12 protein-coding genes are annotated in these 15,409 nt (G+C 62.7%); 3 read left to right on the top strand and 9 right to left on the bottom strand.

What is annotated here, in order from left to right; genetic code table 11:
• The first annotated feature begins 157 nt into the window (after nucleotides 1–157).
• Nucleotides 158–475 (top strand): nuclear transport factor 2 family protein, encoded by a 318-nt coding sequence (locus tag AC0L24_RS07580; RefSeq protein ID WP_473563609.1) that lies wholly within the window; start codon nucleotides 158–160, stop codon nucleotides 473–475.
• A 53-nt stretch (nucleotides 476–528) separates the two neighbouring features.
• On the opposite strand, the gene AC0L24_RS07585 is transcribed toward AC0L24_RS07580, so the two are convergent.
• The 8 genes from AC0L24_RS07585 to AC0L24_RS07620 all read right to left on the bottom strand — a co-directional run bounded on the left by AC0L24_RS07585 (nucleotide 529) and on the right by AC0L24_RS07620 (nucleotide 8,931).
• A complete protein-coding gene (locus AC0L24_RS07585) occupies nucleotides 529–2,790 on the bottom strand; it encodes a transglycosylase domain-containing protein (protein WP_473563610.1) in 2,262 nt (753 codons plus the stop codon).
• 124 nt (nucleotides 2,791–2,914) lie between these two features.
• Complete coding sequence (locus AC0L24_RS07590) at nucleotides 2,915–4,885, bottom strand: acyltransferase family protein (RefSeq protein WP_473563611.1); 1,971 nt, start codon at nucleotides 4,883–4,885, stop codon at nucleotides 2,915–2,917.
• Nucleotides 4,886–4,908: 23 nt separating this feature from the next.
• Nucleotides 4,909–5,823: a hypothetical protein gene (locus AC0L24_RS07595; RefSeq protein WP_473563612.1), complete on the bottom strand. Its 915-nt coding sequence runs from the start codon at nucleotides 5,821–5,823 to the stop codon at nucleotides 4,909–4,911.
• Nucleotides 5,824–5,853: 30 nt separating this feature from the next.
• Entirely contained in the window at nucleotides 5,854–6,000 is a 147-nt protein-coding gene (locus AC0L24_RS07600; RefSeq protein ID WP_013529552.1) for a hypothetical protein, read from the bottom strand.
• Between the two features lie 25 nt (nucleotides 6,001–6,025).
• Nucleotides 6,026–6,280 (bottom strand): GlsB/YeaQ/YmgE family stress response membrane protein, encoded by a 255-nt coding sequence (locus AC0L24_RS07605; protein ID WP_013529551.1) that lies wholly within the window; start codon nucleotides 6,278–6,280, stop codon nucleotides 6,026–6,028.
• A 215-nt stretch (nucleotides 6,281–6,495) separates the two neighbouring features.
• Complete coding sequence (locus tag AC0L24_RS07610) at nucleotides 6,496–6,696, bottom strand: hypothetical protein (RefSeq protein WP_473563613.1); 201 nt, start codon at nucleotides 6,694–6,696, stop codon at nucleotides 6,496–6,498.
• A gap of 104 nt (nucleotides 6,697–6,800) precedes the next feature.
• The gene (locus tag AC0L24_RS07615; protein WP_473563614.1) at nucleotides 6,801–7,421 is read right to left on the bottom strand and encodes a ribonuclease D; all 621 of its coding nucleotides are present in this window, start codon (nucleotides 7,419–7,421) and stop codon (nucleotides 6,801–6,803) included.
• A 124-nt stretch (nucleotides 7,422–7,545) separates the two neighbouring features.
• Nucleotides 7,546–8,931, bottom strand: coding sequence for a M20/M25/M40 family metallo-hydrolase (locus AC0L24_RS07620; protein WP_128288043.1), 1,386 nt, complete (start codon nucleotides 8,929–8,931; stop codon nucleotides 7,546–7,548).
• A 415-nt stretch (nucleotides 8,932–9,346) separates the two neighbouring features.
• Here AC0L24_RS07620 and polA point away from each other — a divergent pair, with 415 nt between their 5' ends.
• Nucleotides 9,347–12,298, top strand: coding sequence for a DNA polymerase I (gene polA, locus AC0L24_RS07625; protein WP_473563632.1), 2,952 nt, complete (start codon nucleotides 9,347–9,349; stop codon nucleotides 12,296–12,298).
• 176 nt (nucleotides 12,299–12,474) lie between these two features.
• Here polA and AC0L24_RS07630 read toward each other — a convergent pair whose 3' ends face one another.
• On the bottom strand, nucleotides 12,475–12,879 hold the full coding sequence (locus AC0L24_RS07630; protein WP_109658718.1) for a Fur family transcriptional regulator: 405 nt from the start codon (nucleotides 12,877–12,879) through the stop codon (nucleotides 12,475–12,477).
• Nucleotides 12,880–13,119: 240 nt separating this feature from the next.
• Between AC0L24_RS07630 and AC0L24_RS07635 the strand changes: the two genes are divergently transcribed.
• Nucleotides 13,120–15,315, top strand: a complete 2,196-nt coding sequence (locus AC0L24_RS07635) for a caspase family protein (protein ID WP_292635322.1) — start codon at nucleotides 13,120–13,122, stop codon at nucleotides 15,313–15,315.
• Nucleotides 15,316–15,409 lie beyond the last annotated feature (94 nt).

Here is a 15,409-nt window from a genome sequence, read left to right on the forward strand (position 1 = left end):
GGTCTCCGACCGGCAGATGTAGCCGAACGCCGCCGAGGTGGCGAGAGGCCGAAATGTCACCATTCGCCTCGATGAGGGAACTGGCGGGCCCGCTCGCCGTTGGTCCGTGAATGCGGAAAGGGCGCGGGGTTCTGAATCAATCAATCGGGACAGAGCCATGACACAGACAGCACCCCTCGACATAGCCACCGCCTTCACCAAGGCGTGGACAAGCCACGACCTCGAAAAGGCAGCATCCCTGGTCGCCGACGACGTCGTCTTTGATGGGCCGATGCAGCAATCGACCGGCAAGAAACCCTATCTCGAGGGCCTGACCAAACTATCACAGGATGTGACCGGTGTGCGCATGATCGCGGCCTTCGGAGACGATCATCAGGCGCTGCTGATGTATGATTTGGTGACAAAGTCGTCCGGCGCGCTTTCCTGCGCCAAGCACCTCACCATCAGCGATGGCAAGATTCACAGCGACAACTGACCTTTGACAGCAAGAAGTTGGGCAGCGCCAAGCCACGGAATTAGCGGATCGGATCAGCCGCCAAGGAGGTCGAGGATCGAGGTCTGCCGCTTTTTGCGCGGACCGCCGACGTCGCCTGGCGGCACCGGGTGCTTGATCGATGCGGTGGCGCCGTCATCCTCCGGCATGGAAGGGCCGTCGGCATCGACCGTTTGGGCGGGACGGGCCGCGCGGACCGGCGCTTGGGCAACCGGCGCTGCTGGCCGCGCTGGTGCCTGCTGACCGACCGACGTCGACGGAACCGGCGCCGTGTTGTTCGCCGCGGGTATCTCGTCGGGGATGATTGTGTCGGCCGGCGTCGATTTCCAGGTGCCGGGCAGCGGCCGCACCGGCACACCTTCGTGGGCCGCAACCATGAACTCGTGCCAGGCCTGCGCCGGCAGTGCGCCGCCGGTGACCTTCTTCATCGCGCTGCCATCATCATTGCCGAACCACACACCAGTGGTGAGGTTGGCGGTGTAGCCGACGAACCAGGCGTCGCGCGAATTTTGACTGGTGCCGGTCTTGCCGGCCGATGGCCAGGCGAAAGCCGCTTTCCGGGCAGTGCCGATCTCAACCGTGCCCGTCATCATCGAGTTCATCATGCCGACGATCTCAGGCTTGACGACGCGCGGCGCGCTGCCGCCGCCGCTGTCGTAAAGCACTTTGCCCTCGGTGGTCGTCACGCGCCGGATGAAATGGATGTCCGGCTTGTAGCCGCCATTGGCAAAGGGGACATAGGCCGAGGTCAGCTCCAGCGGCGTCACTTCCGAAGTGCCGAGCGCGATCGAGGTGTTGGCTATCAGGTCGGACTGGATGCCCATGCGGTGCGCCGCCTCGACAACCGCGTTCGGCCCGACCTCCATGGTCAGTTGCGCCGCCACCGAGTTCAGCGACTTGGCCAGCGCGGTGGCCAGCGTCACCTTGCCGAAATACTTGCCGCCGTAATTGTCGGGTGTCCAATTGCCGATCTTGATCGGCGCATCGTTGCGGATGCTGTCGGGCGTGCGACCGGCTTCGAGCGCGGCCATATAGACGAACGGCTTGAACGCCGAGCCCGGCTGGCGACGTGCCTCCGAAGCACGGTCGAACTGGCTCGTCGAATAGTCGTAGCCGCCGACCATGGCACGCACCGCACCGGAATCGTCGATCGACACCAGCGCGCCCTGTGTGACGTTGAGCTTCTTGCCGCTCTCGTCGATCAGTCTGCGGATCGACTGTTCGGCGAGCTTTTGCAGGTTGAGGTCGACGGTGCTGTCGATGACGATGTCGCCGCGCACATCGCCGATCAGGTCGGGCAATTCCTCCATGATGGTGTCGGCGACATAATTCTCCGAGCCGGTCCAGTAGGACGGCGCGCGCGTTGCCGGCGCGCTCATTGCCGAGGTCATTTCCTTGGCGCTGATCTTTCCCTCGTCACGCATGGCGGCAAGCACCAGTTGCGAGCGTTCCTCGGCGGCCTTCGGATCGCGTGCCGGGGACAGCCGCGACGGCGCCTTCAACAGGCCGGCAAGCAATGCGGCTTCCGACAGGGTGACGTCGCGCGCGCTCTTGCCGAAATAGCGGCGCGAGGCGGCCTCGACGCCATAGGCGCCGGAACCGAAATACACCCGATTCAGGTACATTTCGAGGATCTGGTCCTTGGTGTGCTTGTGCTCCAGCCACAGCGCCAGCAGCACTTCCTGCACCTTGCGTTCCAGCGTGCGGTCGGGTGTCAGGAACAGGTTCTTCGCCAATTGCTGGGTCAGCGTCGAACCGCCCTGCGAGAAACGCCCGCCCAGCACGTTGGTGACCATGGCGCGCGACAGACCGATCGGGTCGATGCCGAAATGCGAGTAGAAGCGCCGGTCCTCGATGGCGATGACGGCTTCCGGGATATAGGGCGACATTTCATGCAGGCCGACGGCCTCGCCGCCGCTCATGCCGCGATTGGCGAGCAATTGGCCGTCGGCAGAGACGATCTTGATGTTGGGGGCGCGGTCGGGAATCGACCAGGTCGTCGCCGCCGGCATCTTGGCGCCATAGTAGACGACGATGCCGGCCACCGCGATGCCGCCCCAGATGGCGAACACGAAGCACCAGTAGAACAGCCGGCCGAGCACACCGAACAGGCCGCGCCGGCTTCTGCCGCGCTTGGCCCGCGACGATTTCCCTTTGGCCGGCTTGCGTTTTGCGGAGGCTTTGCGATTGCTCGGCACGACGCGATCCTCCTCGTTCACCGAAAGACCCGCCGAGGACCGCGCCTGCGGCGGCCCCTCGAAACTGGGTTCGATGCGACTGTCTCTGCGGTTCGCCATGCGCTGTGCTTGATATCCCCGATGCCTATGGCGTTCGGGTTGAAGAGTAGATGCGGCGGTTTAAAGGCGGGTTAAGTCGTGTTCGATTGCCGGCCCTGGCGTTGGTCAACGATGTTGATGCTCGCTAGAGACCCGCCGCCTTCGCCAGATAGGGCGCCAGCGCCAGCGCATAGGTGGCCGTCATATGGTGATAGTCGCGCCAGACGATGATGTTGCCGACCACGGCCGAACAGCTGTCCTTGCCACATAAGGCATCGTTCATGTCAACGACACGGACCCCTGGCAATGCCCCTGCGGCGAGGGCGAAGACATCGCTCGTCTCCACCTCCTGTCGCGCGTTGACGCATTTGTCGGGATCGGCGGTCAGGCAATCACCGGGATCGAACTTGACGAAAGGCGTGTTCCGAATGGCGATAATGCGCACGCCCGTTCTGTTCAAGTCGCTCCAGATGCTGCGCAAACCGTCGATCATTGCCGGCTCCGGTGTGTCGGAATAGCGAGACTGGCTGGTGAACATCAGGTCTGGCCGCAATTTCCTGATCTCGGCGAGAACGTTGTCGCGCCATGTTGCGCAGGCCTCATACGGCTTACCGTCATCCGTCACAGCGGCAAGGGTGAAAGGGCATGCAGCCTTGGTGAAGGTGACCAGTTTCCACTTGCGGTCCCTGGCAATCTTGTCGATGGCCGGGATCCATTGTGCTGCGTGTGAATCGCCTGCGACGACAATGGTCCTGGTTCCCTGGGGATCGCCGAGCTGGCAGCCCACAGCTTGCGTGCTGTCCTGCTCCTGATGGCATTTCAGTCGATAGACGATCGGTACGTCACGCCTGAGTTTGCCGAGGGATGGCAGCAGTTGCACGTCGCGCGGAACCGAAGCGTTGGCAAGCAGCGCTGCCGGCCCTGGATAATTCGGTGTCCCGATCAGGCTGATATCGACGTCTTGCCTGTCGAGCGCATAGCCGAGCCCACCCGACACCATCACGCAGACGGCAACGGCGGCAGTGGCATAGGCCAGAGGTTTCCGTTCCGTATCCGACCGCGGCTGCCGGTAGCGCTGTTCGACATATCGGTAGGACAGATCCGAGATTGCCAGCGTCAGGGCGATCAGCACGACACCTGCAAGGAGCCCGGCGGCGGGGCGATGCGCCGAATAGAAAACAACCAGCGGCCAATGCCAGAGGTAGATCGAATACGACCGGTCGCCGACATAGCAAAGGATGCTGGCGTCAAGCCCGCGAAACCGGCCTAGTTTGATGCCGCCGGCGGCAATGATGAGCACCGTCCCCAGGGTCGGCAGCAACGCAAGAGCGCCAGGAAATGACGTCGAGGCGGAAAAGAAAAGCGCTGAAAACCCGATGGCGCCAATACCGGTCATCGCCATTGCGGCGCGCAATGGCAGCCCTGCCCTGAACCGATGGACCGTCAGCGCCAGCAGGCCACCGAGCGCCAGCTCCCACAGACGGGTATGGGTTACGAAATAAGCGGCGGCCGGATCGCTCCGGGTGATGACAACCGAGCTGATCAGCGATCCGGCAAAAACCGCGGTCAGCCCCACGAGGAATACGTCTTTCGCTGGCCGCCCGAGACGGCGCGCCAGCCAAAGGCCTGCCACCATCAGCAATGGCCAGACGATATAGAACTGCTCCTCGATCGATAGAGACCAGTAATGTTGCACCGGGCTCGCCGCCTCCTCGGCGCCGAGATAGTCGACCGCCTGCCAGGCAAGCCGCCAGTTCTGCACATAGAGCGCACTGGCAGAGACCTGGATTGCCGTCTCTTCCCAACGTGCCATGGACAGGAAGACCAGCGTTCCTGCGAGCGTGGCAAGAAGGGCCAGGATCGCAGTCGGCAGCAGTCGCCGCACTCGCCGCGAATAAAAGGCCATCAGCGAGATGCGACCATCGCGCAACGCCATGCGGGCAAGCAGACCGGTGATGAGATAGCCCGAGATGACGAAGAACACATCGACCCCGACATACCCGCCAGGAAGAACCCCGGGCCAGATGTGGAAAACCACCACCAGGGCAACGGCTATGCCACGCAGCCCCTGGATTTCAGGCCGCAATGCAACAGGCCCCTCAGCGTCTTCTGTCAACACCACCCGCCTCAGACCTGATTTCAGATGGGCTCGAACTTCACATCCGGCTGGTCGGGACCGCCGGCTTGCCGCAACAGCGCGAGAATGTGTTCGCTCCTGTCAACCTGCTGTCGCCTCCAGTTCGAGGCGTTAGTCACGTGCAGCCAGCCATCGACCACCATGAAAAAATCCTCGGATTGATCATGTCCCGCGCCGAAGCGAAGCGATTTGTTTTCGGCGAACCGAACCAGCGCCGGATCGATCGACCTGTAGAGCACCGGCCAGTTGCCGCCGCCGGAATCCATATGAAACTTGTAGCTCGGGGCGAAATCCAGCCGCCGCCGCAACAGGCTTCCATGGAAAAAACAGAAGCCGGGCCACAGGAACCAGCCGCCTGGTGTCGGCGTATCGCGCCGCACGCTGCCGTAGAGGCTCTTGCCCTCCATCCGGTCGCGGATCGAAAATGGCTCAGTCGGAAAGATGTCATGATCGATGAAGCCGAAAAGCTTCGGCCCGAACCCAGGCAAGAAATTCCGCACGATCCAGTTGAGCGCTTGACCGTGCGATCTGCTGACGACCAGCCTGTTCTTCGGCAAGGCGACATAGGGGACATGCTGGCGACGGCAGAGATCGCGGATTGCTTGCCTCGCCTCGTCCTTCTTGCTGTTGTCGAAGACGATGTAGCTCTCGTGCTCGGCCAGGTATCGGCGCACCAGGTGGATCTGCCATTCGATCATTTCGGGCCGGTTGAAGGCTACGGTGGCTATGATCGTATCGCGGAAAGCCTGCTCTCGCCCCTGCAATTCGCTGACCGGCGCGGATGTCCTCAGGAAGCGAAACACCCGCCAATGATAGCGCAGCAGCGCCTCGCGTCTTGGCGGCCTGTTCAGCCTCTCCCATTCCGCAACGGTAATTCTGGGCTGATCGACGTCTTCCGGAGCGTCAGAAGCCACCATGTCGTGCTCCTGCATGTGCCGTTCGACGGCTCAGTTCTGCTGGATCGAAATGCCCTTGTCGTCGATCTTGAGCTCGACGCCCTTGGGTTTGGTCTGCTCGCGATAGACGTAGATGCCGAGCGCAATGACCACGACGACGAGCGCGCCAATGACGAGATAGAGCGTATTCTGTTTCATGGCGCGCTCTTTGCGTTGTCGAGCCTCAGGCTCGTTTCAGGACCTTGACCAGCACCAGCAGGATAATGGCGCCGATGGTGGCATGGATGATCGCGGCGAGAGTGCCGCCGCCGATGGAAAATCCGATCCTCGGAAACAGCCAGCCGGCGATGAACGCGCCGACGATGCCGACGATGATGTTGCCGATAAGGCCGAAGCCGAAACCGGAAACGATAAGACCGGCGAGCCAGCCGGCGATGGCACCGATGATGATGAAGACGAGCAGGCTTTCGACACCCATAGAGAGTTCCTCCGAGCAAGAGGGCGACGGCGGAACGGAAAGCTCCGAATCGGCCTCGATATCAACGGCTTCAGGCTATTCGAAAGCGGCCAGCCTCACCAGCGGCGCACTCACTAGAGCAATTCTAGGAAAAGTGTAAAGCGGTTTTCCGTCCAAAATTGCGTCAAAACAAAGAGTTAGAGCAGCTCGCCGTTTCCGTGAAACGGTGAACTGCTCTAGTCGTCATCGTCGCTTGCGGCAGGGCGCCAGCTGGTCGGCTCGACCTTCTTTTGTGTGTGACTGTCGGTGTAGACCCACCAGCCATCGTCGCGATATTGCGCGATGGATTCGTTGATCACGCCGTCGCTATCCTTCCACGTGACGGAGACCTTGGAGCCGTCTGTCGGCGCGGTCACAATCGGCTTTCTGTCCGCCATGTCATCATCCCCCAATTGCACCGACAAACTGAGCCGACAGAACGCCGCAGCCCGCATCCGGTTCCAGCCGGTACCGGCTGCGCGATGTGCTGGCCGGACGACCGTCAGCTGTGGGCAAAGATATCCTCTTCGTCCCAGCCCATCAGGTCAAGCTTGGCACGCGTCGGCAGGAAGCGGAAGCAGGCATCGGCCTCCTTGGTCCGCCCATCGCGCGCCAGGCGTCCGGCGAGCACATCGCGCAAACGGTGCAGATAGAGCACGTCGGAAGCGGCATATTCGAGCTGTTCGGGCGACAGCGTCTCGGCCGCCCAGTCCGACGATTGCTGCGCCTTGGACAGGCCGACGCCGAGAAGCTCGAAGCAGATGTCCTTCAGCCCGTGGCGGTCGGTGTAGGTGCGGGTCAGCCGCGAGGCGATCTTGGTGCAGAACACCGGCTCCGGCATCACGCCGAACGCATTGTAGAGCACGGCAAGATCGAAGCGTCCGTAGTGGAACAGCTTGGTTACGCCACGGTTCCGCAGCAGGCTGACGAGATTCGGCGCCTTCTTCTGGCCAGGCGCGATCTGGATGACGTCGGCCGTGCCGTCGCCGGGCGAAATCTGCACCACGCACAGCCGGTCACGATGCGGATTGAGCCCGAGCGTCTCGGTGTCGATGGCCACTGCCCCGACATTGTAATGCCAGAGGTCGGGCAGATCATGCTTGTGGAAACGGATATCGGCCATTGTCTTCTCCGGTCGAGCCCTACAGTGTCCCCTGACCCGCAAGGGACGCTGCAGCGCTTTGTCTTGTGGTTCGTCCTCGCCGCGATCCGCTGAAAAATCAACAGGAAAACAGGGGTTCCGCCGCTCAGCGCGTCAAGGCATCGAGAATCCGCGCCCAGGAGCGCTGGCCCTTGTGGAAGGAGCTGAGCTCGTATTTCTCGTTGGGCGAGTGGATGCGGTCGTCGTCGAGGCCGAACCCGACCAGCAGCGATTCCATACCGAGATAGGTCTGGAAATCGCCGACAACCGGAATGGAGCCGCCGCTGCCCGTCGTCACCGCCGGCTTCGGCCATTCGTCGGACAGCGCATTCTTGGCCTTGGCCAGGAAGGGCGAGTCGTAGGAAAGCTGGATTGCCGGCGAGCCGCCATGCGGATGGAATTCGACTGAACAGTCGGCCGGAATTCGCTCCTTGACGAATTTCTGGAACGCGGCCCGGATTTTCTTGGGATCCTGCTTGTGCACGAGGCGAAACGACACCTTCGCCGAGGCTTCCGCCGCGATCACCGTCTTGAAGCCCTTGCCGGTGTAGCCGCCGATGATGCCGTTGAACTCGGCCGTCGGCCGCGCCCAGGTCAACTCCAGCACGGAGCGGCCCTTTTCGCCCGACGGGATCGACAGGCCGACCGGTCCCAGGAACGTCTCGGCGGTCTCGCCGAGCGTCTCCCATGATTTCAGGATCTGCGACGGTGTTTCCTCGACGCCGTCATAGAAGCCGGGGATGGTGATATGGCCGTCCTTGTCGTGGATATCGGCCAGCACCCTGGCCAGGATCCGGATCGGATTGGCGGCGGCACCGCCATAGAGGCCGGAATGCAGGTCGCGATCGGCCGCCTTCACCGTGATCTCCTCGCCGACCAACCCGCGCAGCCCGACGCAGATCGACGGCGTGTCGCGGTCCCACATGCCAGTATCGCAGACAAGCGCGAAATCGGCCTTGAGTTCGTCGGCATTGGCTTCGAGGAACGGCTTCAACGAGGGCGAGCCGGACTCCTCTTCGCCCTCGAACAGGATGGTGATGCGGCAAGGCAGATTGCCGTGCACCTGTTTCCAGGCGCGGCAAGCCTCGACGAAGGTCATCAACTGGCCCTTGTCGTCGGCCGACCCGCGTCCGGTGATCACCTTGTGATCCGGCCCGACCTCCTTGACAGCAGGCGCGAACGGATCGCTTTCCCACAATTCGATCGGATCGACCGGCTGAACGTCATAATGGCCGTAGAACAGCACATGCGGCGAACCGGCCGGGCCGTCATGGTGCGCAACCACCATCGGGTGGCCTGGTGTGTCGCGAACGCTGGCGTCGAAGCCGATCAGCTTGAGTTCGGCCACCAGCCATTCCGCCGCCTTGCGGCAATCGGCGGCAAAGGCCGGATCGGTGGAGATCGACTTGATCTTGAGCAAGCCGAACAGGCGCTCGAGGCTCTGGTCGAGATTGTTGTCGAGACGGTCGAGGACGGGGGAAATTGCGGACATATGTGAAGCCTTTCGATTCAGAACCCGAACCGTAAAGGCAGGACAGGAAAACGAAAAGCCCGCGATCATTGGACCACGGGCTGCAAACGTCTGTCTGGGATAAAAAAGACCGCCGTGGTGGAGGGGGAACCACGGCGGCCTTCTACTCGAAACGATGCGGCAGCCCGGAGAGGGGGGATAGGCTGCCGCAGGTGTCCGGGATAGGCGGGGGACGGGCCTTGCTCCGGACTCGGCGAAAACTGCCGATGACGTGTATTTGGGTCTCTGAACGTGGCGATTCAAGGGCACGAAAATTACAGTTTTGTAACATAGGCGTGAGCAGGGTGACGGCGATCTGTCAGGGTGTTGCCGGAACCGATAGTCGACGCTGCCTTTGGCATGGACCAAGCCGCCGCGCCGCGCTATCCCTGCCGGCATGAAAAAAGGCGATCATCTCTTCCTTGTCGACGGCTCCGGCTACATCTTCCGTGCCTATCACGCGCTGCCGCCGCTGACCCGCAAATCCGACGGCCTGCCGGTGGGCGCCGTTTCCGGCTTCTGCAACATGCTGTGGAAGCTGATGCTCGACGCCCGCAACACCGATGTAGGCATTGTGCCAACGCATTTCGCCGTCATTTTCGACTATTCGTCGAAAACCTTCCGCAACGACCTCTACCCCGAATACAAGGCCAACCGCTCGGCACCGCCGGAAGATCTGATCCCGCAATTCGGCCTGATCCGCCAGGCGACTAGGGCGTTCAACCTGCCCTGCGTCGAGATCGAAGGCTACGAGGCCGACGATCTGATCGCCACCTATGCGAGGCTCGCCTGCGAAGCCGGCGGCGATACCACCATCATCTCCTCCGACAAGGACCTGATGCAGCTGGTTGGCGATACGGTCGCCATGTACGACCCGATGAAGGACCGCCAGATCGGCATTCCGGAAGTCATAGAAAAATGGGGCGTGCCGCCGGAGAAGATGGTCGATCTGCAGGCGCTGACCGGCGATTCGGTCGACAATGTGCCTGGTGTGCCCGGCATAGGGCCGAAGACGGCGGCGCAACTGCTCGAACAGTTCGGTGACCTCGACACGCTGCTGGCCCGGGCCGGCGAGATCAAGCAGGACAAGAGGCGCGAATCGATCATCGCCAATGCCGACAAGGCGCGCATTTCTCGTCAGTTGGTGACGCTGATGAACGATGTGCCGGTGACCGAGGGACTGGAGGATTTCGTGCTGCACGCGCCGGACGGTCCGAAGCTGATCGGTTTCCTCAAGACCATGGAATTCACGTCACTGACCCGCCGTGTGGCGGAAGCGACCAGCACCGAGGCCGGCGACGTCCAGGCCGTCGCGGTCACCGTCGAACGCGCCGATCATGCTCATGGCCCAGATGTCGGGGCCGGGTTGCCGCCGGTTGCCCGAAACGCGTCCGGCACTGAACCGGACGAAGCCGGCGGGACGGCGGAGACGTCAAAACAAGGCGATACCCCTTCCCTGCTCGCGGCACTGCGGCTGGAGCGCGCGGCCACCGGCAAGATCGATATTTCTGCCTATCATTGCATTCGCGATGTCTCGACCCTGAAAGCCTGGGTGGCCGAGGCACGGGAGGCGGGCATCGCCGCCTTCGATGTCCGGGCAACATCGGCTGATCCGATGCAGGCCGAACTCATCGGCATGGCCATCGCCACAGCGCCCGGCCGCGCCGCCTACATTCCTTTTGCCCACATGAGCGGCAATGGCGACCTGCTCGGTGGTGGCGCGCTCGAAAACCAGATTCCGCTGCGCGAGGCGCTGGCCGTGCTGAAACCGCTGCTCGAAGACCGATCGGTTCTCAAGGTGGCGCAGAATCTGAAATACGATCTTGTGATCATGAGCCGCTACGGCATCGATGTCGCGCCGTTCGACGACACCATGCTGATCTCCTACGTGCTCGATGCCGGCACGCCCCATGGTCATGGCATGGATGCGCTTGCCGAAAAGTGGCTCGGTCATACCCCTCTCCAACTCAAGGATGTGACCGGCTCGGGCAAAAGCTCCGTCGGTTTCGATCAGGTCGACATCGACAAGGCGACGGCTCATGCCGCTGAGGACGCCGATGTGACGCTTCGGCTCTGGCTGGTGCTGAAACCGCGGCTTGCCGCCAAGGGCCTGGTGTCTGTCTATGAGCGGTTGGAGCGGCCGCTGGTGCCGGTGCTGGCGCGCATGGAACAGCGCGGCATCTCGGTCGACCGGCAGATCCTGTCGCGGCTCTCCGGCGAACTGGCCCAGGGCGCCGCTCGCCTTGAAGAGGAAATCTACCAGCTCATCGGCGAACGCATCAACATCGGCTCGCCAAAGCAGCTCGGCGACATCCTGTTCGGGCGCATGGGCCTGCCCGGCGGTTCCAAGACCAAGACCGGCCAGTGGTCGACCTCGGCGCAGCTTCTCGAAGATCTCGCTGCCGAAGGCCACGAACTGCCGCGCAATATCGTCGACTGGCGCCAGCTGACCAAGCTGAAATCGACCTATACCGATGCGCTGCCGGGCTTCATCCACCCCGACACCAAACGCGTCCACACGTCCTACGCGCTGGCCGCGACGACGACGGGCCGGCTGTCGTCCTCCGACCCGAACCTGCAGAACATCCCGGTTCGCACCGCCGAAGGCCGCAAGATCAGGACCGCCTTCATCACCGACAAGAGCCACCGCCTGGTCTCGGCCGACTACAGCCAGATCGAGCTGCGGGTGCTCGCCCATGTCGCCGAAATCCCGCAATTGCGGCAGGCTTTCGCCGACGGCGCCGACATCCATGCCATCACCGCGTCGGAGATGTTCAACGTGCCGGTCGAAGGCATGCCTTCGGAAGTCCGCCGCCGCGCCAAGGCGATCAATTTCGGCATCATCTACGGCATCTCGGCCTTCGGTCTCGCCAACCAGCTGTCGATCCCGCGCGAGGAGGCAGGCAACTACATCAAGAAATATTTCGAGCGCTTCCCCGGCATCCGAGACTATATCGAGGAGACCAAGGCCTATGCCCGCGAGCATGGCTTTGTCGAAACGATCTTCGGCCGCCGCATCCATTACCCCGATATAAGATCGTCCAATCCCTCGCTCCGCGCCTTCAACGAGCGCGCCTCGATCAACGCCCGCCTGCAAGGCACCGCCGCCGACATCATCCGCCGTGCCATGATCCGCATGGAGGAGGCGTTGGAAAAAGCAGGCCTTTCGGCACGCATGCTGCTGCAGGTGCATGACGAATTGATCTTCGAGACCGTCGAGGCGGAAGTCGAGGCAACGATCCCGGTCGTGCGTCACGTCATGGAGAACGCGGCGATGCCGGCGGTCTCGATGTCGGTGCCGCTGCACGTCGACGCGCGGGCGGCGAACAACTGGGACGAGGCGCATTAGCGCCAACGCAAGGTGTGTTGAGATTCATGTCAGGCCGAGCCGAAAATGGTGGATTCCGAGAACCGGAGCGGAGCGTACTTTTCGTACGTGAGCACAGTTCTACCGCGACGCGGTAGAACGGGGAAGCGCAGGTATCAGCCATTTGCAGGCCGGCATCACCTGAATATCAACACACCTTAGGCCGCTTCGGCCAGGCACTTGGCACACGTCCCGCGAAATTCGATCACCGCCTTCTTGGCGGCGAAGCCGGTGGAGCGCACCCATTCGTCCAACTGGTGGCCGACATCGTGGTCGGACATTTCGGTGACCTGCCCGCATGTGTCGCAGATCGCGAAGGCGGTCATCGAATGGCTGTGGTCGTGCGGCTCGGCGCAGGCGACGAAGGAGTTGATGCTTTCGAGCCGATGCACGAAACCTGACTTCACCAGCGTATCGAGCGCGCGATAGACCTGGAGCGGCGCGCGAAAACCGCGCTCGCGCAATTGGTCGAGCAAGGTGTAGGCACTGAGCGGTCCGCTGGCGGTCTCGAGTTTCTCGAGCACGCACAGCTGGTTCTTCGTCAGCACATCCCTTGCCGCCATGATCCTGTTTCCAACTCGCCTTGCGTCGCTTGTGCCGCGCACAACGATCCATGTCCCATCCAGATAGCGACGAACAGGCATTTTTGCTACTGTTTCCAGCATTCTGCCGAGGCGGTCGAGAACATCGATCGGAGCGGGGCAACAGGCAGGTTGCTCTGCGATGTGACGTTCAAAATACTGACAATATCTTCGGCAAGGATTGCCGCGCTTGGAAATTCGGTCGGGCTTGGGGAAGCAATCATGATCAAATTGACGCGGCGGACGCTGCTGGTCGGCACGTCCGCCTTGACCATGGCCGGCATGGTATCGTTCCGGACCATGGCCGCATCGCGCACCTACCATGCGCTGCTGGTCGCCTGCACCGAATATCCCAACCTGCCGCAGAGGAACTGGCTTGTCGGGCCGAAGAACGATGCAGCCCTCGTCCGCGACTATCTCCTGAAGAATGTGCCCGACCCCGTGCGCTTCGCGCCGGAAAACGTCACGCTGCTCGCCAAGGATGTCCCCGGCGCCAGTGGCCTGCCGACCCATGCGGCGATCAAGGCTGCATTGGCCGACCTTGCCGCCAAGGTCCAGCGCGACGATTTCGTCTATCTGCATCTGTCCGGTCACGGTGCCCAGCAGCCGCAGATGGTCAAGGGCGACGAAACCGACGGGCTCGACGAGATCTTCCTGCCCGTCGATATCGGCAAATGGATCAACCGCGATGCCGGCGTGCCCAATGCGCTGATCGACAACGAAATCGGCGCGGCACTCGACGCCATCCGCGACAAGGGTGCTTTCGTCTGGGTTGTGTTCGACTGCTGCCATTCCGGAACCGCGACACGCGCCGTCGAGGTCGATGACGAGCTGGAGCGCAAGGTCGAGTTCGCCGACCTGGTCGGCGGCAACGAGGCCGAGCGGGCTGCCGCGATCAAGGCCTATGACGAGGTGATTTCGGTCGCCGGCTCGCGCGGCATCGACGACAATGGCACGCGCAAGCCCGCCTTCACCCTGACGCCGACCGGTGGCGAACCGATCACCAAGGGCAAGCTGGTCGCCTTCTATGCCGCGCAGACGGTGGAGACGACGCCCGAGATGCCGTTGCCCAAGGGCATCGCGGATGCGCCGCGCTTGGGCCTGTTCACCTTCACCATCCTGTCCAAACTGGCCGAGAATCCCAACGTAACCTATCGCCAGCTCGGCCAGGCCGTGCTGCAGCAATATTCGGCCGACAGCCGCACCCGGCCGACACCGCTGTTCGAGGGCGAACTGGATGCCCGCGTCTTCGGCACCGACAAGACCGATGCACTCATGCAGTGGCCTGTCGTCATCAAGGACGGCGAAGCGACGATCGGCGCCGGGCTGCTGCATCGCCTCACCCCCGGCAGCAAGCTCGCCATCCTGCCGTCGGCGTTATCGCCGCTGTCCGACGCGGTCGGCTATCTCGAAGTGCAGTCGGCAAAAAACCTGGAAAGTCGCGTCAAGCCGGTCGAGTTCGACAAGAAGCCGGCGCTCGAAGTCGCCGACATTCCCGCCAACGCCTATGCGCGGGTGGCGGAGATCGCCGTCGACTACAAGCTCGTCTTGGCGCGGCCGGCCATAGCCAAGGGACTTGAGAAGGAAACCGCTCTGGTCAATGCGGTTCTCGACGAACTGGCCACAGCCAGGGAGACCGGCTTCAACATCGAGCTGGTCGAGCCCGGCAAGAGCGCCGACCTTCGCCTCGCGGTGATGCGCGAGAATGCCGTTCCCGGCGTCAAGGATGCGACCGACAAGCCGGCGCTGTGGTTCCTGCCGGCGTCGGGCGACGTGAGCCTGAAGGAGGGCGGCAAACCGCCGCTGATCATCATTCACGACCGCCACAAGCTGGCCGATGCAACGGCCAGGAACCTGCGCACCATCTTCCGTGCCACCGGGCTTTCGCGGCTGGCGGCGGCCTCAGACTACAAGCCCGAGGACGTCGACGTCCAGTTCCAGGTCAAACGTCGCGACAAGGATGGCCTCGAACCGCTGCAGGCTTCGGTTGTGCCGCGCGTCTCGCCGGGCGACGAAGTGCATGTGCTGGCCAAGAACGGCTCGGACCTGCTGGTCGACATCAACGTGCTCTATGTCGGCAGCGACTATTCGATCACTCATATCGTTGCCGAACGCCTCGCCCCGCAGGCCACGCTCGAAGAGGGGCTGCTGGCTTTCACCGACACCAGTTTCGGCATGGAGCGGATGATCGCTGTTTTGACCGAGGCGCCGCCGGAGAGCGAGAAGCAGGATCTGAGCTTCCTGGCACAGGACGGCGTCGCCTCGGCGACGCGTGGAACGGGCTCCGCCGGCTTCTCCGACATGCTGACCGATCTCGGCATGGCGCCGGCCACCCGCTCGGTGATGCGGCTTGCCGACAAGAGCGGCCCGAAAGGCGCGGTGATGATCTTCCCGATGGAAACGGTGCCGCGCGCCTGAGCGGATGTCGGCGACCAGGGCCATATGGCTCTGTGGCGGCTCTTGCGCGATCGGCGCGATATGAGAACATTCCCGGCCGCGTCCTGGCGCATGA

Source organism: Mesorhizobium sp. WSM4809 (assembly GCF_055811655.1).